This window comes from Mucilaginibacter mallensis (assembly GCF_900105165.1).
In the GTDB taxonomy this organism is placed as follows: Bacteria; Bacteroidota; Bacteroidia; order Sphingobacteriales; family Sphingobacteriaceae; genus Mucilaginibacter; species Mucilaginibacter mallensis.
On record NZ_LT629740.1, the window covers coordinates 3,060,156 to 3,084,914 of the forward strand.

14 protein-coding genes and 1 riboswitch are annotated in these 24,759 nt (G+C 40.8%); of the genes, 4 read left to right on the forward strand and 10 right to left on the reverse strand.

The genetic code is table 11. The annotated features are described in order from the left end of the window. Positions 1 to 20: 20 nt before the first annotated feature. Positions 21 to 108: riboswitch (TPP riboswitch) on the reverse strand. Between the two features lie 160 nt (positions 109 to 268). The 8 genes from BLU33_RS12655 to BLU33_RS12690 all read right to left on the reverse strand — a co-directional run bounded on the left by BLU33_RS12655 (position 269) and on the right by BLU33_RS12690 (position 18,905). Further along, entirely contained in the window at positions 269 to 442 is a 174-nt protein-coding gene (locus tag BLU33_RS12655) for a histone H1 (protein WP_091380478.1), read from the reverse strand. Between the two features lie 185 nt (positions 443 to 627). Next, a complete protein-coding gene (locus BLU33_RS12660; protein ID WP_157682139.1) occupies positions 628 to 1,701 on the reverse strand; it encodes a glycoside hydrolase 5 family protein in 1,074 nt (357 codons plus the stop codon). 374 nt (positions 1,702 to 2,075) lie between these two features. Continuing rightward, positions 2,076 to 4,133, reverse strand: a complete 2,058-nt coding sequence (locus BLU33_RS12665; RefSeq protein ID WP_091373221.1) for a glycoside hydrolase family 2 protein — start codon at positions 4,131 to 4,133, stop codon at positions 2,076 to 2,078. A gap of 281 nt (positions 4,134 to 4,414) precedes the next feature. Further along, complete coding sequence (locus BLU33_RS12670) at positions 4,415 to 6,184, reverse strand: RagB/SusD family nutrient uptake outer membrane protein (protein ID WP_091373225.1); 1,770 nt, start codon at positions 6,182 to 6,184, stop codon at positions 4,415 to 4,417. A gap of 12 nt (positions 6,185 to 6,196) precedes the next feature. Then, on the reverse strand, positions 6,197 to 9,490 hold the full coding sequence (locus BLU33_RS12675; protein ID WP_091373228.1) for a SusC/RagA family TonB-linked outer membrane protein: 3,294 nt from the start codon (positions 9,488 to 9,490) through the stop codon (positions 6,197 to 6,199). Between the two features lie 377 nt (positions 9,491 to 9,867). Next, positions 9,868 to 13,950: a hybrid sensor histidine kinase/response regulator transcription factor gene (locus BLU33_RS12680; protein WP_091373230.1), complete on the reverse strand. Its 4,083-nt coding sequence runs from the start codon at positions 13,948 to 13,950 to the stop codon at positions 9,868 to 9,870. 102 nt (positions 13,951 to 14,052) lie between these two features. Continuing rightward, complete coding sequence (locus tag BLU33_RS12685) at positions 14,053 to 15,522, reverse strand: right-handed parallel beta-helix repeat-containing protein (protein WP_091373234.1); 1,470 nt, start codon at positions 15,520 to 15,522, stop codon at positions 14,053 to 14,055. 248 nt (positions 15,523 to 15,770) lie between these two features. Further along, the gene (locus BLU33_RS12690) at positions 15,771 to 18,905 is read right to left on the reverse strand and encodes a glycosyl hydrolase (protein WP_232009261.1); all 3,135 of its coding nucleotides are present in this window, start codon (positions 18,903 to 18,905) and stop codon (positions 15,771 to 15,773) included. Between the two features lie 442 nt (positions 18,906 to 19,347). Between BLU33_RS12690 and BLU33_RS12695 the strand changes: the two genes are divergently transcribed. Genes BLU33_RS12695 through BLU33_RS12705 form a run of 3 tightly spaced genes read left to right on the forward strand, consistent with a single transcriptional unit; the run spans position 19,348 to position 21,628 of the window. Beyond that, the gene (locus tag BLU33_RS12695; protein ID WP_091373240.1) at positions 19,348 to 20,013 is read left to right on the forward strand and encodes an MgtC/SapB family protein; all 666 of its coding nucleotides are present in this window, start codon (positions 19,348 to 19,350) and stop codon (positions 20,011 to 20,013) included. A 56-nt stretch (positions 20,014 to 20,069) separates the two neighbouring features. After that, positions 20,070 to 21,314, forward strand: a complete 1,245-nt coding sequence (locus tag BLU33_RS12700) for a DUF2252 domain-containing protein (protein ID WP_091373244.1) — start codon at positions 20,070 to 20,072, stop codon at positions 21,312 to 21,314. Positions 21,315 to 21,361: 47 nt separating this feature from the next. Further along, entirely contained in the window at positions 21,362 to 21,628 is a 267-nt protein-coding gene (locus tag BLU33_RS12705) for a hypothetical protein (protein WP_091373248.1), read from the forward strand. Positions 21,629 to 21,746: 118 nt separating this feature from the next. Here BLU33_RS12705 and BLU33_RS12710 read toward each other — a convergent pair whose 3' ends face one another. Both BLU33_RS12710 and BLU33_RS12715 read right to left on the reverse strand, forming a co-directional pair. Beyond that, positions 21,747 to 22,841: a S41 family peptidase gene (locus BLU33_RS12710; RefSeq protein ID WP_091373251.1), complete on the reverse strand. Its 1,095-nt coding sequence runs from the start codon at positions 22,839 to 22,841 to the stop codon at positions 21,747 to 21,749. A 227-nt stretch (positions 22,842 to 23,068) separates the two neighbouring features. After that, positions 23,069 to 23,737 carry a LytR/AlgR family response regulator transcription factor gene (locus BLU33_RS12715; protein WP_232009262.1) on the reverse strand — a complete coding sequence of 223 codons (669 nt, stop codon included), beginning with the start codon at positions 23,735 to 23,737 and terminating at the stop codon, positions 23,069 to 23,071. A gap of 222 nt (positions 23,738 to 23,959) precedes the next feature. Between BLU33_RS12715 and BLU33_RS12720 the strand changes: the two genes are divergently transcribed. Beyond that, positions 23,960 to 24,712: a LytR/AlgR family response regulator transcription factor gene (locus BLU33_RS12720; RefSeq protein ID WP_232009263.1), complete on the forward strand. Its 753-nt coding sequence runs from the start codon at positions 23,960 to 23,962 to the stop codon at positions 24,710 to 24,712. Positions 24,713 to 24,759 lie beyond the last annotated feature (47 nt).

A 24,759-nucleotide genomic window follows, 5' to 3' on the forward strand; every position in this document is an offset into this window, starting at 1 on the left:
GGAGGATTGGTAAACAACAATAATGTCGTTCTACTTTTCCCTTCGGCAGTACTAACTGCATCAGGTTCAAAGGGTATTTCTCAGCACAAGGCACCCCTAAAGTTTTTTGCTAATGTATAAAGTATTTCGTATTTAATTCAATTTACTTTTTTATTTTACTATTGGTTTCAAGGCCGCTTAGGCCATTATTGATTGAATGTTTATTGAAGCAAAACAAAAAAACCCGGTCTTTAACCGGGCTTTTTCCAAAAACAATCTTAAACTGTTACTATGCGTTTTTCTTCTCGATCACTTCTTTACGAACCTCGTTTGCCAGTGCCTTTAGCTCTTGCATCGCGCCGCGCAAACGCGTGCCTGCAGCCTTGTTTCCCTTGTCATAAAATGCCGAAGCATCTTTTTCGGCGGTAATTATCAATTCCTGTAACGCCTTGAATTTTTCCATTCTAGTTGTTTTTAATAAGTAAATAATGATGTTTATTTTAAAATAAACGCCAAAAATAATAAAATAGCCCAAATGGTGGCAAGTTGTTGCCCCACCGTCTTTAATTTAATCTCACAAACAGACCATCGATGCGATTGTCGCTATTAATTAAACCTGATCTTAAAGCCAAAAATATACCCGGAGCACTATTTATTATTTAATTTTTTGATCAGATCAACCTCCGCCTGCTTATACGGTGTACCATCTTTTCTGAAGACTTCGTGAAACCATAATGCAGGTTCGCCGCCTTGTGGCATGGGAGTATCCCATGCGTACATTGTATTTGTTTTACCCGCTACCAATCCCCAATTGATTGCGCCTACATTTTCCTTTTTAAGCATAGGCATCGTATTTTCGAAGGTACTATTGCGTGGGCGAGCCATATATTCGGTACAAATAACAGGCCGGCCATAAGCTTTTAATAATTGCACAACACGAAGGTGCAGGTCGGGTGTTTCATAATCATGATAGGTGATCACATCTGAATGCGTTACCTGGAAAGCATTGAGCTTTTCCAGGTCCCATGACCATACCCCCGCACTAACAGGCTGATCAGGATTTACTTCCCTCGCCCACTCAAATGCCTTTTTTAGCAAGGGTAATGATTTTTCACCTTTACCAGAATTTCCCGGTTCATTATACAGATCCCATAACAATATCCTTTTATCGTGGCCAAAAGTGGTCAATATATCTTTTACATATTTTTCCAGTCTGGGGTAATTGGCCGGATCTTCTGATACAGGCTGACCGGGGTCCTGCACCCACCCCGAATTATGGATGCCCGTTTTAGGCTCGGGTTGTTTACCCTGCTGCGGTACTTTATTCCAGCAATCATCAAAAAACACAAACAAAGGTTGTATATGATGCTTTGCAGCTATGGTTAAAAACGCATTTACACGACTTTTGAACCCCGCGGGGTCTTCTTTCCAGGCCACACTATGCAGGAACACGCGCATGGTATTAAAACCAATACTTTCTGCCCAACCCAACTCGCGATCAATTGTCGCAGAATCAAAAGTGTCGGCCTGCCACATTTCCAGTTGATTAATGGCTGTTGCTGGTATATAATCAGCACCATTTAACCAGGCATGCCCGGCATACCAGGCGTTGGCTTTTTCGGGAGTCCACACTTTTGAAACCTGTGTTTTAGCTTTTTGCGCATTTGCCACACTGGATAGCACCATGAACAGGCAGAACAACACGTTTGATTTTATTTTCATTTATTTATAATTTGGTTTTAAGTATTTAGTTCCTGACGGTGCGGGCAGTGGTACGCTAAAATTGTATAAAAGAATTAACAATAGCAAAACAAACGTCAATTACACATTTGATGACCACAGATTATCATCGTGTGATTTAGGTTGAGGATGTTCCTCTTGACTAAACAGGTAAGGGAGCTGGTTTTATCTCTGCATTAAAAACAAACACAAAACAACAAATTAGAAAAAGCAACAGTAAACTAAGACTGGCATAAAATTAATAAGACCGGCTAAAAGCCGGCCTATTTCAACTAACATAAGTTAACCAATTCAGATGATTGCTATCTTAAAATCAGTAACGTTAATATCTTCTTCAGGTTAAACAATCCTTGTGCTTACTCCAGTGTCCATTCACATGAATCCTCCAGCACATTATCCCCAGAACCACTCCGGACTTCAATTTTATTGAGACCTTTTTTAAGCTTAATATTTCCCCATTTAATGATATGCAATTGATCGGGAGAAGCACTTTTCAAAGCTGTTCCATTCACTATTAGCTGCACGTTTGAAACCGTGCTATAAACTTTCACCGTTGTTAAAGGTTTATGCCGGCTGATGTTACGGCGGTCAGTAATATACAGCATAGGTACATTGTTCCAATTAGCTTTATAAAAGTAAAAAGCGTCCTTTTTAACGCGCCTGTCATAGGTCACCAAGCCTTTGTCATTAATCCCGGGCGCATCACCCTCTTTACGTATAGACGATCCAAAATCAGCCAGCGCCCAAACAAATTTAGCCCAGATAAAAGATCTTTTGCTGAGTTCCTGCCAGTTTGCTTCATGATAGCTGGTTTGCCATTCTTCCGGGTGGAATTTACTGTCAGCAGCAGGTTTATCATCGTTCTCGGTATGCTTAAAAGGGCTGCCTCCCGCTCCATATTCGCTTACGGCAAAGGGCTTCCCGGGGAATAAGCTATGTGTTTTATCAGCCCAAATACCTATTTGTTTAAACTCACCGGCGTACCAGCCATAATATTTATTCCACGCTATCAGGTCGGTTACCTTGTTAAATTTGTCATTATCTAAAAAAGTAGCGCATGTAGTAAGCCTTGTGGAATCTTCTTTTTTTGCGAGACTGTCCAGCTGATTTAAAAATGGAACCGGATCGTCATGGTCAAGCTTCAATTCATTAAACAATCCCCAGAAAAATATACTGGGATGGTTATAATTTTGCCTGATCATTTCAGTAAGCACCTGCTTCACCTGCTGTTCCAATGCCTCACTTTTAATGTACCCATCGCCGCTGTAGCCTCCCGGCCCAACAAAAGGTATCTCAGACCAAACCACCAGGCCATTTTTATCACATAGGTCATAAAAATATTGGCCATGCGGATAATGTGTCAGCCGCAAAGCATTGGCGCCAATTTCTTTGATCAGCTGCATATCTTTATTGTAATCAGCCGTATCCACCGCTGATCCTTTGCCTTCAACATCTTCGTGAAAGCCTACGCCATGCAGGTCGAGGTATTCCCCGTTAAGACTAAATCCGCTATCGGCATCAACTTTATAGTACCGTATGCCAAGAGACTGTTTTACTTCATCAATCAGCTGCCCGTTTTTTAATAATTTTATAGTGGCTGAATATAAATAGGGATCGGTTTTACCATTCCAAAAATGTGGGTTCCTGATGCTAATCGTTTGTGCGCATTGCTTATTATCTACAATTGCGCTGGTAGCTGAGCCCACCAAATGCTGTTCCGCATCCCTTATCTCAGATCGTACCTCGAATTTGGCTGTATCGGTTAAAGATAGTTTGGACAAAACATTTACCGTAGCTGACGCCGCTGATATGTCTTTTGGGGTAAGATAAACCCCGGGCGAAGCATAATCCAGCGGGGAGATACAATTTTTAGACGTAACCAATAGTGAAACAGGGCGATGAATACCGCCATACACATTAAAATCACCGCTTAGCGGCAACACATCATTACGAAAAGCATTGCTTACCTGTACTGTTATTGTATTTAACTCGCCGGTTTTAATAAAATCGGTAATCTCTACACAAAAGGCAGTATAACCGCCTTTATGCTCGGTTACGAAATGCTGGTTTACAAATACTGATGCTACGGAATTTGCGCCATCAAAATAGAGGAACAAGCGCTTATCCTTCCATTCAGGTTTAACCTTAAAGCTTTTTTCATAAATGCCGGTTTCGCGCTTATAATTGGTATTTCCAAGCAATACATCTTTAGCGTTCCAGGTGTGCGGCAAAGTTACATTAAGCTTTTGGGGGTGTTTACTCACATCATAGGCTAAGTGAAACTGCCATCCTTTATTAAAGCTGATACGCTTACGTACATTATTATTTAAAGGTAACTCATCAGTTTTTGCAAAAGATTGGTTAAACGCGAACAGTAACAGGAAAAAGAAATATTTTAGAAGTTGTTTATTCATAAAAAATAAAAGGGGATAACCCGGTTATTTACATTGTTGGAGGATATTATTTATAGGGTTCAGACAGCGCAATTTTACATTATTATTTAGGGCAATCGTCAGTAAGAAGAATGTGCTGGTATAAAATCTTAGCACCGTAAATTTAATTCAAAAGTAAAGCCTGCTAAAAATCACAAAAGTACCTGCCTAATACCGGCAGGACACTTTGTGATACGCTAAAACAACTAAACTAAAACACCTCAATTATTATTATCCTGATTTCTGTAACCCTCTCCGGATTATTACCATCCGTACCCGGGTGTTTGTTTTAAGTTAGGGTTACGTTGAAGTTCCGCCAGAGGTATGGGCCAAACATAGGTGGTGCTTGAACCAAATTGCCAGGTGAATGGAGATATAATACTGCCCCATGGCTTTTTTATCCCATTATTATTGGCATAAACCTGGTTGTATATGGTACCCCATCTTAGCTCATCATAGTAATTGATCCCTTCATTGATAAATTCAACCCTGCGCTCATTCCTGATACGCAGTCTTAGATCAGCCTGCCCGTTAACAGTAGTGGCCGCGTTTGAATTAAGCAAGGCTACGCCCGCCCTGGCCCGTACTAAATTTACAAGTGGAACTGCGGCATCTGTTTGGCCCTCCTCATTTAACGCCTCTGCCCACATCAGCAGCACATCGGCATATCGGATCAATGGGAAATTTATCGGTTGTGCGTTCCTGCCGCCTGTTGCTGGTATTTCGGCATTGCCTTCGGCAACAAATTTACGGTGAAGATAAACCGGTGTACCTGTCATATCTGTCTGCAGGTCGCCATTAAGGGCTGCAGCCGCACGATAAGGCCAGCGCCAGGTAACTGTTGCATTGGCAGCACCAAAAACACCATTATAAGTTGAATAAGGTGTAATTACGCTAAGAGCTAATCGCGGATCCCGGTTGGCATAGGCCTGCGCAATTCTGGCCTCGTTGCCGACAGGTAAATACAAGCTCATTTCAGCACCCCTTGCCGATGCTGCTGCAATTTCTGTTGCTGTTAAGTTATCCCGTAAAAAGTAAACTTCCCTTTGGGCTGGTGTAAGTTCATTATAGCCCGGAATAACATCATCCCAGTTAAACGTCGAGCCATCCAGGTTTTGGTACAGATCAACTTCATTTGGTGGTACCAGGTAATCATCCCAGCATGAACCATACGAAGAGCGGTTGCCACAAAAAAACTGCATTGTACCGCCATTGCCAACCACTGCTATATTTTGAATGGCAAAAATCATTTCGCTGCTTTGTTCATTGGCTTGTTTAAACAAAGTATAATAACTCGGAAATAACGCATAACCCGCATTTTGCACTTGCTGAAAATCAGCAGCAGCCAGGGCGTATTGCTGCGTATACAAATAGGCTTTGCCACGTAATGCATAAGCAGCGCCTTTGGTTGCATGCCCGTAATTGGCATCACCGGCCTTATATATGGCCGGTAAATTTGGCTCATTTATCGCATCTGTTAAATCAGCAACTACCTGGTTCCAAACTTCCAGTTCTGTGCTTCGCGGTTTGGTAGCCTGACTGGGTTCGGTATAAGTTAAATAAATAGGTACTCCTTTATAAAGTTGGTTTAACTTCATATAGAAATAAGCCCTTAAAAATTTAGCTTCAGCCACATATCTTGCTTTTTTGGCAGCTACCGATGGTGATTTTAAAGGAATATTGGTAATAGCGTCATTTGCACGCTGGATACCCTCATACAGGTTTTTCCAGAAATCTGCATATATGCCGTCACTTGAAGTAGAAGCGCCATTGAGTAAATTTGTCAGGTTCCGGGCCTGGGTACTAAATCCAAGCTGATCCATCATATACGGTTCTTCCTGGCTGTCGCCACCGGTATTTTGGCCTAAACGCAAAGCCTGGTAAACCCCGGCCATACCCAGGTCGGTCAGGTTATCGTTTGTCCACATAGTTGAGGACGAAACGGCTGTATAAGGGGTTAAATTAAGCAGATTTTTTTTACAGCTGCTCGCTAATATCAACCCCGCTAATAATATGATTGTGTATTTTTTCATAACATTAAGATTTTAAAAAGTAGCATTTAAACCTGCGGAATACTGACGTAAAGTTGGATAGCTGAATCCGCCCCCAATCTCAGGATCCAGCCCTGGCACGTAGCTGGTAAATGTTAACAGATTGTCGGCTGAAACGAATACCCGAAGCCTGCTCATCCCTAATTTGTTCACAATTGAGTTTGAAAAACTGTACCCGATCTGCACATTCTTTAACTTAACGTATGATGCGTTATACAGGTAAAAATTGCTTGGTAATGAAAGGTCCTGCGGATCAGAAATATTATTGGTTAAGCGCGGATATTTGGCAGTAATGTTATTTAAAGGATCTGAAGGATTGGCTACATCATAGTAATAATGATTATTAGCTATCAGGGAACTGATGGAGTGACCAGCACCAACATAGGAGGTGGTATATCCCGCCTGCGACAAATAATTATATGCTCCAAAACTTCCAGCCCATATCATTGACAGATCAACTCCTTTATACGAGAAATTAAATTGCAGGCCACCATTGTATTTTGGTATAGGCGATTTAGAGGACAATCTTTGATCTCCCGTGCCACCATAAACGCCATCATTATTAACATCCGCGAAAATTAATTCGCCATAATACAGGTTGCTCGGACTGATCGTATTATTAGGTTTAAATGTATAGCCAGCTGCTATCATTGCCTTTACCCAGGCCAGATCAGCAGGTGTGCGGATCATCCCATCCTTAGGGCCACCATTTTTATTTACACTTCCGTTTGCATTGTAGTAAGTACCGGAACCTTTATAGGTCTGGTATAGATAAAAAGAATTATAGGCATAGCCTTGTACAACCGCATTATTGCCCGAAATGCTTGCAACCTGGTTAATATTGGAATAATCAGAATTTAGCGATCCTTTATAATTGGTAAGCCTGTTAAAATTGTAAGCGAAATTACCTGCTACGCTATAGTTAAAGCTTCCGATATGATCATGGAAATTTAAGGATATTTCAACGCCCTTATTCTCCATATCGCCTATATTAACAACCGGGGCGCTGGCTGTACCGGCAGCCAGGGGAATAGGCGGCGCGTATAAAATACCGCTTGTTAATTTACGGTATACATCCAGATCGACATTTAATTTCTCATTAAACAATCCGCCTTCTAATCCTATATTGGCTAAGGTTGTTTTCTCCCATTGGATATCAGGGTTGCTAAAGGTTTGGATATTTAAACCATTTACCTGGGCACCATTAAAGGCATAAGAAGTTGTGCCATAGGTAGACTGGTAATTGTACAATCCGGCTGAAGCGGTTGAACTTAGCACGTTGTTACCTGTTTGGCCCCATGAAGCTTTTAGTTTTAAATTGCTGACCGTATTATTTATGTTTTGCATAAACGGCTCCTGAGATAATCGCCACCCGGCAGCAAATGCAGGGAAAAAGCCCCAGCGGTCATTCGGTGCGAATTTTGAAGAACCGTCATCTCTGAACACGGCTTCAAACAGGTATTTTTGTTTATAGTTATAATCCAGTCGCCCAAAAAATGACCTTAATCCATAATCATACTCCGTTCCGGTGTTTGTTGTGGCAGTAGTTACCGAACTTAATACATAAAGCGAAGGATCGGTAAGGCCGGTACTCAGCGCATTGAAGTCGTAGAAATTATAATAATACTGCTCAAAACCTGCCAGAGCCTCTATGTTGTGGTTTTTTGCAATGGTTTTGCTATACTTTAATACCGAGTTAAAGGTTGTTTGGTAATATTTATTAAAATCATAATAAGACGTTGCCGCAGATAAAGGCCCTGGAGGAGCGCTTTCAACACCTGTCGCGAAATTCCATTTACCGTATTGCGGCGGGGCGCTGTTATCCTCCTGAGAAACTACCTGGTAATTAAACTTGTTTTCCCAGGTTAAACCCTTGATGATATTAAAATTGGCGTAAAATGTAGTATTAACCCTTGATTGCGAATTGTTGCCTTGCTGCTCCAGCAAATAAGCCAATATGTTATTCGCGGTTGGGGATTCATCCGGCGCCGAAGGATAGCCAAATTCACCGTTATAATACGGGTAAACGCCCGGCGTAGTTTGGTTCAAGTAAGTAAATGCAGTTGAAACATTACCCAACTTATAGGTTTGAAAAGACGCGAAAGTCTGTGTGCCGACCGTTAAAAACTTAGTCACTTTTGATTGCAGGTTTATCCTGAATTGATATTCATCGGAACCTGTATTAGGCATAGCACCCGGTTCATGCAGGTAACCTGTTGATAAAAGGTATTGCGAATTATCCGACCCGCCGCTTACCGATATATTATGGTCCTGCGCCAAATAGTTTTTAAATATCGTTTTTGACCAATCCGTATTGGGATAGGCAACATAATTAGGCACCCCGATCGCATTCAACCCATTTGGGTTAGCATTTGCTTGTTGCCATGTAGTAATGTCAGAAGCCGCATATACCGGCGAGCTGCCTGTATTAGCAGCGCCCTGGTTCACCAAATTCATAAATGTAACGTAATCGTTTACAAATGATGGCGTAAAACTAGGATGGCTCTCTGACAAAATACCACTGTAAGTAATGGTAGTTTTGCTTTTGCTGCCTTTTTTAGTGGTAACCAGAATAACGCCGTTGGCCGCCCTTGAACCATAGATGGATGCTGATGCAGCGTCCTTCAATACCGACACGCTTTCAATATCCACCGGGTTGATATCGTTTATAGTGGGCGTCAATACACCATCCACAACATAAAGCGGTGTAGTACTGTTTAAGGTTCCCTGGCCCCTTATAAGTATGCTTGCGCCATCCGAGCCGGGCTGACCTGATGACTGGTGCACGTAGGCACCGGGAATTAAACCGGTAAGCGCTTGTGAAACATTAGATAAAGGCCTGTCCTGAAGCTCCTTTGCACCAATTGAAGCTACCGACCCAATTACGTTTACTTTTTTTTGCGTACCGTAGCCAACCACAACAACTTCATTAAGGCTGCCGCTTTGGGCCACTAAAACTACATTAATAACAGTAGCGTCGTTCAGGGATTTTTCCTGGGTTACAAAACCCAGATAAGAAAATACCAGTACCTGGTTTTTATCAGCTACGCTGATGCTGAATGCTCCATTGTTATTGGTAACTGTACCGTTGGCTGAGCCTTTGATTTTTACGCTTACGCTGGGTAACAATTCCCCCTGACTGTCCTTAACAGTTCCGGTTATTTTTATCGACTGGGCATAGGAAGTGCCCGCAAAAAGGAAAAGGAATGTTAAAACTGCATACATGTATCTATGCAAATGCTTTACTACTCCTGATCCTGAAAAATGATGTAAGTAAATTTTATCCATTTTTAATTTATGTTAATAATTTGAATTTTGTTGATAAAGCAGCTTTCAGATCTGCTGAAGAATTTTAGAAAAACTAAAAATTGCACAGCTGTACTACTAATAAAATGGCATCTCTTTCATAATTATTTAATAATTGGTTTTAACAAATTTGAAGCAAGCGCATAGAAATGAAGGGGTAAAATCCTATCTAAATAGGGGTGATATTCTAAATAGCCAAAAAATCAGGTGGATTTTAACCGTAAATAAACCTGATAGAGATTGAGTTCCGGATTTGGGACACGCAGAATCAGCCTGCGGTATATTTAGTCCGGGGTGTAGTGCTAAAATGAGAATTGGAAGAGCTTAAAATCGGTTCTGTGGGGGAATATGCAGATCGATCAAGCTAAAAATTCGCTTGGCGTTTTTCCGAATCTCTTTTTGAATTCTTTGCTGAAATATTTGCGGTCGCTGAAGCCTACCATATAGGCTATTTCATTAATGTTGTAACGTTTGCTTTGCAGTAACAGCACCGCGTTATTCATTTTTATCGATTTAATAAAATCGTTAACGGGCATCCCGGTAAGCATATGTAATTTTTTATATAAAACCGGCTGACTCATGGCAACAGCCTTAGCTAAATGCGGCACCCCAAATTCCAGGCTGTCTATATGCTCTTCTACTATGCTTATTACCCTGCTTAAAAATTCGTTATCAATCTTATTTAATAATTTCTCAACCTCATCGTTATTATGCAACGGGGAAAGAGAGGAAATTGGAATACCATCGCCGGTTTTAAATTTATGGCTGATACTTTCACGGATCTTTTCACTTAGCTTTAAAAGATTGCTGATCTGCAGCATCAGTACCTCAACACTAAATGGTTTGGTTAGATATACATCCGCTCCCATTTTTAATCCGTTGATATGATTAGAACTCATTGCTTTAGCCGTTAAAAGAATTACGGGTATATGGCTCGTTCTTTCATCCGTTTTTAACTTATTACAAAGGGTAAACCCGTCCATTTCAGGCATCATTACATCGCTGATGATGATATCAGGAATACATTCCGTTGCTGATTCCCAACCCTCCAGTCCGTTCACGCTTTGGATAACTTTATAATGATCCTTCAGCGAGTTATTTATAAAAGAACGGATATCAGCGTTATCCTCAACCACCAAAATAAGCTTATCCTTACCTGTCGGAGATGTAAGGTCATCATCAATTGCTGAACTAATAGTTGTAAAGTCGTTGTCTGTTTTCTCTTCATACCGGCCTGGATTATCGCTGATAACAGCGGATGTTATTAAGGCTTTATTCCCAAAATGATCCATTCCTTTTTTTAAGGTGACCTGAAAGCTGGTACTGTTGCCATCAGGTAAAATTTCGCTTTCAACAGTAATTGAACCTTTATGGAGCTCTACGATGCTTTTGGCAAGCGCGAGGCCAATTCCATAACCGGTATTTTGCTTCCCATAATCGTTTTCCTGGAAATAATTTTTGAACAGGTTTTCCAGATTTTCAGGGGCGATACCCTTACCATTATCAGCTATGGTAATTGTAACGGTATCTTTATTTTCTTCAACAACTATGCTGATGCGGCCGCCATCGTAGGTGAATTTAAAAGCATTATGAATTAAATTAAAAAACACCTTTTCCAATTGCACCCTGTCAAAATAAAGCTGGATATTTTCAACAGGCGTAATGAATTCGGTTGTGATATTTCTTGATAAGGATGTATCATAAAAAGAATTATATATTTCATTCAGCACCGAAACAATGTTATCCTCCGACACATGAAGCCTAAGGTTCCCTGTTTCCGCTTTTCTGAAATTCATCAGCTCGTTAACGAGTTGGAGCAGGCTGTTGGAACTCTTTTTTATGATCTGCAGTTCTTTGGCGTTTTCAACATCTGCCTGACCCTGAAGTATTAGTTTTTCAACAGGCCCAAATATTAAAGAAAGGTGAGTGCGGATCTCATGAGATATGTTCGTAAAGAAATTCAGCTTTAATTGGGTTAACTCCTGATCTCTCCTTAACAACGACCTTAAAATAAAAAAACGGGCCAAAAGAAATATTAAACCACCTGTAAACAACACATACAGGCCATAAGCCCATACAGTAGCCCAAAATGGCGGCATTATTTTAATACGTAAAATGGCGGCTTTTCCCCAAATGCCGTCATTATTGGTTCCCTTAGCATAAAAGGTATAATCACCAGGAGGCACATTAGTATATGACGCGGATGGGATAGCTGTATAGATCCAGTCTTTATCAAAATTCGCTAATTTGTAAGCGTACCTGTTCTTTTCGGATTTTATGTAATTCAGCGCAGCAAAATCAATGGTAAAAATATTTTGCGCATGCGAAAAAACAATATCATGGGTTAAACTAATGTCTTTTGTTAATATTTTGCCGCTTTGCTCAATGGGTACGGGTTTGTTAAATAGCTTTAATGCAGTAATGATAACCGGAGGCGCCACATTGTTATCATTAATTTGCGAAGGAAAGAAACTTGTTAAGCCGTTAAATCCGCCAAAAAACATCTCGCCATCATCTGATTTATAGCAAGAGTTGATGTTGAACGTATTGGCGCCCAATCCATCACTTTTAGTGTAATTTTTAAAGGTTTTTGCCGCAATGTTAAATTTGGACAAACCGTTACTGGTACTTATCCAAAGATTACCCTCATCTTCTAATATACCAAGCACATTGTTATTTGCCAGTCCTTCCTTTTCAGTATAAACCACAAAGTTTTTTTGCGCTGCATCATACATCGCCAATCCGCCATAGTAAGAGCCTATCCAAAGTCGGTTCCTTTTATCTAAATACAATGTATTTACCGATAATAAGAATTGATTGCCCAGTGAATTAAAACGCTGTAATTGCCCGGAGGCATACCATACCACAAATAAGCCCTTGTTGGTACCTATCCATAGGTTTTTGTCTTTATCCTCTAATATGCCATAAACAGATTTACGCCCGATCCTGCTTTCCAGCGGACTGCCGGTATGCCTTAATTGTGTGTCGTTTCTGTGGAAAGCCAGCAGCCCACTTTGAGTTCCGATCCAAAAATTACCCCTTGAATCTTCATATATCCTCAATATTTCAGACCCTAAGGTAACGGGGTCATTCTCCTGGTATAAGTACTTAGTAAAGTTATGGGTTGGGGCATTAAATAAATTCAACCCACCACCATGGGTACCAACCCAAACATGCTGATCTTTATCAATATAAACTGCCTTAATCAAATCTGAACCCAATGAAGAAGCATCGTTTACCTTATTTTGATAAGTGTTAACCACATCTGTTTTACGGTTAAAATAATTAAGCCCCCCGCCTTCTGTACCTATCCAAAGGTTATGGAGTGCATCCTCAGCTACCGCACTAATAACATTGTTGTTTATGGCAGAATGGTAGCGGACTGTTTGAAAAGTCAGGAAAGTATTATTATGGTTAGCCACCATATTGATGCCTCCCCAATAGGTGCCAATCCATATCGTATTATCCCGGTCAATAAACGTGCTGTAAATGGAGTTTTGGCTTAGGCTGTTCTTATTGTCAGGATCATGTTTGTAAGCAATAAATTGATGCGTTACCGGATCCAGGATACTTAGTCCGGCCTGGGTGCCTATCCATATTTTCCCGGTTTTATCAACACTTAGTGTTCTGATGTTATTGTTGATAGGTCCATTGCTACCCGCGTTACTTAAGAAACGGTTAAATGTATTATTACTTCTGTTATACAAGTCAACGCCACCATGCAACGTGCCTATCCATAAATTCCCGGCGGGGTCCTCATTAACGGCAGTAACATAATTGTCGCTTAAGCTATTTGGCTGATCTGCTTTTTGCCGGTACATTTTGTAGGTAAAGCTTCTCCCCTGCCGGGTCATTTGTGTAAGGCCGGCTGACGATCCCAGCCAGTAAGTTCCTAAATGATCCTGGTACAGAACGTGCGTATTATTTCCGTACAAGCCGGCAACACTGTCGGGCAATTGTACAGGTGAAAACTTATTTATTTTCCGGTCCTCCAGTCGTTTTAATCCTTCGGTGCACCATACCCACAGGTTGTTTTCCCGGTCTTCGTAAATGCAGCTGATTACCTGGTTATTTGTTAGTGCCCCACCCAGGTTGATCCGTTCAAAATTATCAGTTTCGGGATTGTAACGGTTCAAGCCATTCCGGGTACCCACCCAAAGTACCTGGTGAGAATCCAGCAGTATTGAGGTAATATAATCCGACGAAAGACTTGTCCTGTCGGCAGGATCGTTATTATAGATTTTAAAGCTAAGCGTATTGTATTTATTAAGGCCATGCTGGGTACCATACCACATAAATCCGCGGCTATCCTGTGCAACGGCTAAAACAGAATTTTGCGATAAGCCATCATCTACAGTAAGGTTTTCAAAAACAATACTCTGACTATATGCAGCTAAGGAAAGAAATATAAAAAACAGGAATATCGCTACAACTAGTTTCATCTTATGGCCTGAATATAAAATTAACGAATTCCTGGCTGACCTGAAAATCACGGGCAAATTAAATCTATTAGCTGATACTTCTCCCCATCAGGTCTGTAAAGCCTATTTAACAGGCAGCCCGATAATTGACTGATATAAACTTTCCGGAAACAACACAGCCTGTTTCTTTAACTTTTCAGGCATATATTTCCACGGAAATGTGGTAATAGATTTCCCTGACAACTCTCTTTTCGGCTTATCATCATCCTTAATATTAGGGATATTATTCCGGCCGGCAATACTGCCAACAAAGCTATTGTTTACAAAAAACGTTTGCGCATATTTTTGGGGCGATTGACTAAAAACGCCAAAGGTTTTGCCCGGGTAACTAAAATAGTTTTCTTCAAAATAAAGGTTTACCGGGCGGCCATCCATGTCGGCAACCTCAGTGGTATATTGCTTTTCCGAATCATTATAAAATATGTTTCCTTTTATGATAGTACTATCCGTAATCCCGGCAAAATTGAATAACCGCTTGCGTTTCAATCCATCGTTCACACTCAAATTGTATTGAATAATGTTGTCAGTGGTTTTAACATTGTCATTATTAATAACATCTGATATCACCAACGCAAAGCCACCATCATTATCATGGCTATAGTTATATTGGATAACAGTATGGCGACAGTTACCGTCAATATCAAACGACTGCCCATCATTGGCCCAGTTCTCGTTTTTAGTATACGCTACTTCATTATACTGTATCAACACATGGTCGCTGCTATGGGGCCATATTGCCACAGCATTATCAAGGGCCCGGGTACGGATATAGAATAACTTGTTATGTTCAATTAAGGCTGTATCAAAGGCCTTAACAACAATACCGTCGCCGCCAATGTCTTTCAATATACTGTTACGGATGATCAGATCCTTATTGGGGAACCAGTTGCTCCGGACGCTAAAAGTGCCATTACCCCTGATGCCGTTACGGTCAACACGTTCCACTGTACAGTTTTCAATCAGCAAATGCTCAATATTACTGCGCATGGGGCCTTCGCAATCCCAAAATATGCCACACCCTTCAGCCGAACCTTTTTTATTGTCGCCGTTAACATCGTGAACATGTAAGTTGGCCAGGCGGATATTATGCAGGGTGCCAATATTTTCGGCTAAAATACGCACCCCGGTTGGACCTGTCTTTTGAGACGCAACATTACTGTCAAAGTTTGATAATGACAGGTATTCCACCACAAGGTATTCCACATTTTTGATGAGCAAGGCATCCCTGAAATGCCCGGCCGCTTTAATTTCAGGCAGAGCACCTTTCCCATAGGCACCAAAAACCACCGGCTTACCCGGTATACCTGAACCAACTGGTGCCAATTGCCCTTCCCAGGTTTCGCCGCGCTTAAACAGGAGGCTATCTCCGGCAGTAAAAGCATGTTCATTCACTTTTATTAACGATTGCCAGGGCTTATCGCTACTAAGACCGCTGTTACTATCGCTGCCTGCTTTGCTGTCAACATAATAGGTTTTACTAAAGGCACACAGTACATTACATCCTAAAATCAGTATCGTTAATATTTTCTTCATCCAGTTAATAAGTTTGACCTTTGCTGATCAAAGACTTTAATAATGTTTAATATTGGTTTTAAACAAATATGAACGAAGCAATTAAAAAATAAGGGGTAAAATCCTAAATAAATAGGGGTGATATCCTAAATAACCACAAAAATCAAGGTTATTATGATCGTTTATCAAATCGCTGTACTTAACATCGAATATTCATCGATGTTAAGTACAAGCCATTTATATGAAGCAGCCACCTTACGGTTACCGTTTTAGTTTATAATGTTAATCTTTACCGGGCCTAACAGTCCTGATGATTCCAACTGAGTTTGTGCATTAATCCAATTGACAACTGCAGTTTGTCTTTGTGCAGCCGGTATAGCGCTATCACCAATCAGCCGGTTAAGCCATGTATTCACTACTTTTATATCCAGTTTATTTATGCCTGGTTTAAGAGCTTTGGTAATATCAACCTGGTATGGCGGTGTCCAGGCACCCCCCATTTCTATACCGTTAACGGTTACTTTGGCAATGGCACGGGCAACACCCAAATCAATAATATACCGGGCACCTTTTGCTGTTTTATCTACCTTAAAAGTATTGTGGTAATAGGCTGTTCCTGCATAATATTTAATGCTGTCATTGGTATTTTGCGTCCAGTCTGTCAACGTATTAAATATAACCGGTTTTGCAGGGCCGCGCATTGCATGGTCAAAATCGACTGTCCATGGTTGGTTTATGGAGATTGTTTTTTTAACTGCCGCGTAGTTTGATTTAGTGGTATCACCGGTATTAGTTGTATTTTTTCTGAATACTACGAATGCGCTTTCAAAAGGAGCCAGTTGCATGGGTATTGATGTGGTGACGCCATTTTGGTGATATGCCGGTAAATCGCGGGTACTGCCATCAATCGCATTCCATAATTCAGGGCTTTTACCATTTATACGGAACGCGGTTGATATATTAACCGTTTTGTTTTTTTGGTTCGATACAAAATAAACTGAGCCATCCGGCAATTGCCTGTGTATAAACAGGATCGAATCGCTTTTAGTGATCTTTAAATCAGGGACCACTTTTATCATATCAAAAGCCTGCTGCATATCCATGCCGCTAATCACTAAACCCTTGCCGTAATGATTAACTTTTACCATTGTTCCATCAACTTTACCCCAAAGCTCATCTGCCATTCTTTTAACCTGCTGATCAGCCTCCGGATAATTTGCCAGGCTTGGCGAACGAAGTGGTTTAGGGCCTAATACTACTGCTCCCTGCTGCACCAGTTCCTTTATTTTTGATAACAGTTCAGGGCGAATAGTTTCCAGCTTAGGTAACACCAGTATGCTATAGCTGATGCCGTTTGGTAACACCAGCTTACCATTACTAACTGATAGTCGCTGTTTAATTACATCGCCATTGATATAATCGTATGAATAACCTTGCGGAAGCGCCGGATCGGTTACGCCGGTCATTTTTGGTGCGTCCTCACCTATAAAATAAGCTGCATCGGCTACATAGTGGCCCTGCTGCAACATCATGTTGCAACGCTTGATGTATTTAAGCAGTATATCCATATCAAAGAACCAGGTATTCAATCTGTTAAACTCTACACCGAACCAGGCGCTCATGCCGGGAAGCTTGAGGCTGTCCGGTTGTGAAATATACACGTGCAGCAGGGTATTGTTAATGCCCTCGGTAAAGAATCGGTCACCTCGCTTTTTGAACATGGCCGGATAACGGTAAAAAGGACTGCCTGCTGCGGTAAATGACTCCGCCGAAACTTTGGTTTTTCCATAGATATGCGCCGATGATGATGCCGCGCGGTTCTCAATATCGCCCAGGTCACCCTCACTCCAGAACTCACCACCTACTTCATCCGACTGCCCGCCATATTGCAAAAACTCACCCGGATACCCCCAGTGTCCATAGTTTTCGAGCCAGGTAGTGAGGCCGTACTTGTGGCTGATATCCCTTAAACCACCAACATATTTAAAGGATACATCATCGGCAATAAGCCGCCTTAAATCCCACAGAAAACGGTCAGACATATCTTCACTGCCCACAACTTTCCCCTGTAATACCGGGATATAGGGCGTAGGATCATAATGATAAGTTTGTTCAAACTCCGGGATCAGGCTATCAGTCCAGTTTTGGCTGCCTGTTTCATAGCTGTCTTCAACAGTTACTTTCCAGGTTTTGCGGTCCTCAGCCGGGATCCGTTTCATGATCTCGCCCAGAAAAGCATTAAAGTGCTCGGCAACGTGTTCTTTGCTCATCTTGTCAACCTCCATGCCGCGCCCTTCAGGCGGTGCGGGTGAATTGGTTACATTGGTGGGCGCCATGCCGCTACGCTCAATGATCCAGTTGCCGGCGGGCACATTCCATGTCAGGGTACCATCAGCGGTCATGTATTTTGACAGGTCGATAACCTTTGCGGGATCAATTATATAGGCAGATTTTTCCACAGGCTGTGGTACCCATTGGTAAGCCTCCCAAAATGGGTGTGGCGTAGGCCACATTTTCGCCAGCGTTTTCTCTATATAATTTTCAACCATGGGTGTAGCCGATAACTTAATTTCGGCTAAATCTGAGTTGGGCGATACACCTGTAAATACCAGTCTAAAGTTGTTTGAAATTGTCGCAGGTATTGAAAAGGCTGCGGGGCCAAAGGGTATAAAGCCCGTGTTAAGCGCCGGGTTGCTACGGTCAATAACAAAGTGCTTAATTGTAACATAGGCATCATTTACTTTGGCTTGTATCTCGCCCTCCAGGCGTACTGCCTGGTTGGTTGCAGTAATAACCACACTGCGCACCGTGTAGGGCGTTTTGGTATCAATATTCAGCGTAAAGGGCTGCCCTCCTTTTAAATGGATGCCCGTTTTAGTGTCATGATCCATTAAATTGCTGAGAGAATCTATTGCCGGCTCCGATGAGAGCTCTGGCTTTAACGCGCTGATATCTTTATCATAATCAGCAGCCACGGGATAGGCCAAAACCTTTACGTCCTGAAAATCTGCCTGCGGCTTATCCAACGGTTCGCTAAAAGCCATTGGCCCCTTCACCATTACCTGCGACGAGGTAATATAACGCATGGACTGTCCCGCTTTAATCCATGGGCCGCCAGACTGGCTCCAGCCCGGCCCGTTGAAGATGCCGATCTGGATATTGAGCCGCGTAGCCGCTTTCAGGGCTGCATGTAATATGTCCCACCACTCATCAGTAAACATTTTAACCTTGCCATATGGCACATCATCCAGCCCGATATTACCAATAAAGGCCCGGTTGATGCCTACCTTCTTCATAGCTTCCAGGTCCTTTACCACTCCTTCCTTTGATATATTGCCCGAGATCCAATACCAGTAAACGCTGGTTTGTACAGAATCCGGAATATGGACAAACTTAGTTTCCAACTTTTGAAAACTGGAAGCCCTATTCGGGAGCCCTAACGAACCCGTTGTGTTTTGCCCATTAACCTGTTGAACACATAGAAAAGCAAATAACAATAAAAAAATGAGTGATCTTAAATTATACATAGTTGTGATTGGTAAGGAAGCCCTTGAGCACTTGATTACAAGCAATTAGAAAAAAGCTCCTGTGGCTGGAACATTAATTATTTTTTTAGTCAAAAAAAGAGATTTATTGGTTTTATAATGTTGTAAGGATACCCTTTAACATTTTTATCTGCAACCTGTACCATACTGGTATCTATGCTGCACTGTGCTGTATTATATACCTGCGCTGCACGATCACTATAGCATGAATAGTTTTCATGCGCAAAATACCATCATTTGATAGGCAAGTTTATCTATATTTATATTTTTCAAAAATGCTGTATCAAATAATACCCAAATAATGAACTTGAATCATTTCTGGACTAATGCCAACCAAATCATATATGGAAATGAATTAGTTAAACTAACACTTTCTGTAATTGCAGGCTCTATACTTGGGCTTGAAAGGGAGATAAGAGGCAAATCTGCAGGATTTAGGACACTTGCTTTAATCTGCTTCGGCGCCACCATATTTACGATCTGTTCGTACCTGTTAGGCGTTGAAGACAATCGTGACAGAATAGCTGCCAATGTGATTACCGGCATAGGCTTTATTGGAGCAGGGGTTATTTTTCGTAATAATTCATCCATTTCCGGAATTACTACTGCCGCATCAATCTGGGTCGCTGCGGGCATTGGTATGCTGTTAGGAATAGGAAATTACCTGCTTGCCGGGGTCGCCCTGATTTTTGCCTTATTTATTTTATATGCGCTTGATTTTATCCAGTTTTGGATCGATTACAAATTCCAGCACAGGAGCTATAGGGTTGTCTTCCGGGACGATTGCACGGTGGACCTGCTTGATGAACAAGTCAAATCTTTAAAGCTAAAGTTTAATAAAACGAAAATCCTGCGTACTGACCAGCAAACCATCTTTGAATTCGATATTTGGGGCAAGGAAAGTAATCTCATCCAGTTCAACCAATGGCTGTTTGATGATAAATCAGTCCTGTCATTTGAATGGTAAGGAACCTTTTAAGGATTATAAACATTTGGATAAATTTATTATTGTAAGAAAATATTATGTCAAAACTTTCCGAAAGATTATTAAAATTCAATAAGGGCCTGCTTACTGATATGGTTCAATTGAAATACAAACTCATGTCAGAAAATGCTTTCCGTTTTTTCAGGGGTACCTGTCATCTTTTTTATGAGGATTTAAGTAAAGTACAGGAGTTTCCCGTATCCCCTCCCACCTGGATTTGCGGCGATCTTCATTTAGAAAACTTTGGGAGTTTTAAGGGAAACAACCGGATGGTTTATTTTGACTTGAATGACTTCGATGAGGCTATTTTGGCCCCATTATGCTGGGAGGTATCAAGGACACTAACCAGCATTTTTGTGGCATTTAATGCCTTAAAAATAAAACCGGCTGAAGCAAAGAAGGCCGCGAAATTGTTTCTTAAAATCTATAGCGAAGTGCTAACCGGTGGGAAAGCTTATTATATTGACCCAAGGACAGCGACGGGGATTGTGAAAAGCTTTATGAAAGCTGTAAAAAAAAGAACGGAAGATGAATTAATTCAACATCTATGTGAAACCAAGGATTCCAGCTTTAAAATAGCCATCGACAACAAAACACATTTTAAGGTTGATAAAGCTTTAAAGGCAGAACTTGAACAAAAAATCCCTACATGGATAAAAAATGCCAGGGATTTGTCGAAGAATTATACCGTTAAAGATGTAGCCTTTAGAGTAGCGGGTACAGGAAGTGTGGGGCTAAAGCGCTATATGTTTTTATTACAACACAATAAGGACAAAAAGAAACTGGTAATAGTTGAAATGAAGCAAACACGCTCATCAGCATTATCTCCTTATGTCAGCATCAAGCAGCCCGTATGGAAATCAGAGGCGGAACGCTTAATATTTATTAAGCAAAAAATGCAAAACATTTCTCCGGCTTTACTAAGTGCGATCAACTTTCAGGGCGATACTTATGTGTTTCAGGAAATGCAACCTACTGCAGATAAAATTAAGTTTGAACTGATTGAGGAGAATGATAACAAACTGGAAAGAGTGATAAAAGATATGGCTATGCTAACGGCGTCTTCGCAGATCCGGAGTGGTGGAATCCAGGGATCTTCAATCATTGACGAGTTGGTTGCCTTTGGCGGACAAAAGGATTGGCAGGAAGCATTGTTAACCTATGCCATGAATTATTCAAGCCAGGTAGCGGATGATTATAATCAATTCTTATCCGATTATAATAATGGGAAATTTTCGCCTTCGGATAATGAAAAGCCAAGAAAAGACATTAAAAGTGAGTAATTGCCTCATCTACATAAAACAAACAGGAGCCTGACCTTAATACTTACTTGAAAACCGCTGTTGTCAGTGCTGCATGGGCAGCTGTCAGAGTTAAAAACTCGTATTGGCATGCATTGTTTGAACGTATGCGTAAACGCATGAAAGCACAAAAAGCAATAGTTGCTATTGCCGGGCGAATGTTGAAGGTGGTTTATAGCACAATGCAGACATTGACGCATTACAAGGAAAAAGGTGTTGCTTATTACTATGAGATGCAGGAGAAGGCCGCAGAATATAGACAAACTGGTAAACTTTGGCCTTCAGTTAACGCATAAACACAATATTAAAAGGACGGATAAGGTTTTAGAATAAAAAGTCTGTAACCTAAATTGCCAATACATATTCAGAATCCAGGCTTGTTCCAAGAGAACGCAGAGGAAACTTGTATATATATTACCAATTATGCATTATTTCTGAAACATAAGGCAGCCACTGATTTTTCGGAATCGACTTGTCAAGGAAAAAATCCGGCGATATGCCTTTATTATCGATGGCATTTTCGGGTATCCGTAAACTTTTGGATATGCAGTACCAAAGTGTGTACTTTCCATCGGGAGAAGTTATGCTGTACATATTGGATATATCTAACTCTCCCATAGTGGTCGTCCCAAACAATTTTACTTTTTTACTTTGCCGGGCCGCTAATAGGAATTGCTCAGCAGTACTTCCGTTATTTTCGTTTATGATTATAGCAACATTCTGAGGAAAGCGCGTTACCTTTTTAAAACGCATGGTGTACACGCTATCATGGAGCATAACAAATTTCCCTGGACTGGCGTTAAGCTTTTCGAGATAACCTGCGTAAATGGCTCTATTTGATGCGGACACATCTTTGCGGGACATGTAGTCCTGCCAAATTTTATTGTTATTTGGCGTTGATAAACGTGCTACAGAAACATCTCTGATTGGATTAGTGTATAATATCGGAAGAATTTCATCAAAGCTTGCGTCATCGCCACCGCCATTATCTCTAATATCGATAATAAGATTTCTCCTGGAATAAATAAGTTCGCTGTTCGCATGAATTACACTGTCAATTGCTTTTTTATATCTTGAATCGAATGTAGGAATGCGCAGGTAAACAGTTGTGGAGTCATAATCACGGGCGAAAGGACTATAATCTAAATGAGTGTTATTAGTTGATTTTTTGAACGTTCCAGCATTCTGCGAACCGCTCTTTTCGTCAACAACTTGGTTTAGAATGAACCCGAAGTGCCCAACTCTAAAGAACTTCGCCCATTGCCGTATCGCAAAAACACAGGAATCAGGATTGGTTATCTTATCAACTCCTTTTTCAAATAACTTGTTATGTGCTTCATAAGCCTCATTCCCTTTTTGATCAAGAATATATCTAAAACCGGCATCATTTTCCTCAAAGGCGATTTTCATCCACTTGAAGGCAACTCCACAATTACATTTTTGGGCAAAAGTGATATTGCTGGTCAAAAAAATTAGCGCAAAAAAAATTAATTGTTTAGTTTTTTTCATTAAAATATAAGGCAATTGCAATCTATAAGTCGTCAAAAAAAATCAAATGTTGCATCCTTATTAAATAAATAATGCAACAACCTTGGATAATTGTAGCGGCTACTAAGAAAGCGCATCTCTCTCTATCTTTTATTTTTAGAGGGACCTTATATAGCGTTATGACGACGCCGGATATTAAATCATAAAACCATATTAATCAGCAAATTAAAATACATTAATAACAATCATTATTTTCTGGAAGTGGTTAATAATTTCTCTTCAAGATAAGAAGTGAATTGTTTTTTGTAGAGGTCGCCCACGGAAAAACTGAGATTATTGATCATCTGAACGGTATTCCCACGAATCTGACTGATATTCCATGTGGAGATGATAAACGCACGATGGAATTGTTTGAATTCGGAACGGCCAGCAGTGAGCTGTAAAATATCTTTAAGGGTGAGATAGGCGGTCAGGATCCTTTGCCCCGACAGGTGAATCCGGATATAGTTCTGCGCGCTTTCAAAGGCGATGACTTCATCATACCTGATCCTGATAATAGCCAGGTCATCTGCTTTGCTTTTGACCAGAAAATAGTCGTCTCTTTCCTGAACCGTTTGTGCAGGTTGTTCCATTCCGGCGAATAGCCTGTTGATGGTGGTAGAAAATTTGGCGAAACTGTATGGTTTGAGTAAAAAGGCGTCGCCAGCTACTTCATAAGCTTCAAAAGCATACCGGGAATGGGCCGTGGTGAAGATGAGCCTGCGCGTTTTCGCGCGGAGCACCGATGCCAGTTCAAGTCCCGACAGGGACGGCATGTCAATGTCCATAAATAGAATATCAATGTTATCGGTTGAGGAAACTGATTGCAAGGCTTGCAGGGAATCGGTATATATGCCACTTACCCGGAGCCCTGGCATGAGATCAATATATTTCAACAGAGCATCGATTGCAAACTGTTCATCGTCTATTATGACACAATTTAACATGACTTATTTTATTGTTTATACAGTTAATGGAAGGAAAGATAAAAGATATTTTGTATTACATTAAGCTTTTTACGTAAAAAGGTTGATATTCTACACAGAAGACCTTAATGACGTATAAAATAAATTTAGTTAATTTCAATACAATAAAAAAATATGTCGAAAATGGTCAATTATAACTGCATTATTATTGATGATGATAACTACGCCATTGAAGGGTTAAAAAGGTATATCGAGTTAATTCCCTCACTGAATTTAACAGCCTTTTATACAGACCCTATCAAAGCACTCATGGAACTTTCGGACGCCGAAAAGGTTGACCTGATCCTGATGGATATTGATATGCCACATATTACGGGTATCGAGCTTTCAAAAACTTTGCGGGCTAAGACGCGCAGGCTTATCTTCACTACCGCGCATACGCAATACGGCTATGAAGCCTTTGAGGTTGAGGCAGATGCATATCTTTTAAAACCTTATACATTGAATAAGTTTGCAGCAACAGTAAGTCGCCTGTTTCCTCCTTCCGGTACCGAAGTCGTTAATGAAGGCACATCAGCTAATGATTATTTCTTTGTAAAGAATAAAGAAGAAAATCATAAATTGATAAAGGTATATTTTAAGGATGTAGTAACTGTTGAAAGTAAGCAAAACTATATTATGATCCATACGGTAAGCAAGCAGATACTGACCTATATGTCGCTAACAGAGATCGGTAATATACTGGGGCATTTTCCTGATTTTGTTAAATACCACAGGAGTTTTATTATCAACCGCGCCCATATTGAATCGATTACCGGCAATATGCTAAAAATGTCTAACGGATTGCAGATCACCGTAGGTGAAAACTTCCGCAAGGAATTTTTGGCTTTTTTGGATGCAAAATTATTAAAGGCAGGACGTAAATAACAGCCTGCCTTTAATACAAATTCAGACAAATGCTATTGCTGAAGAGG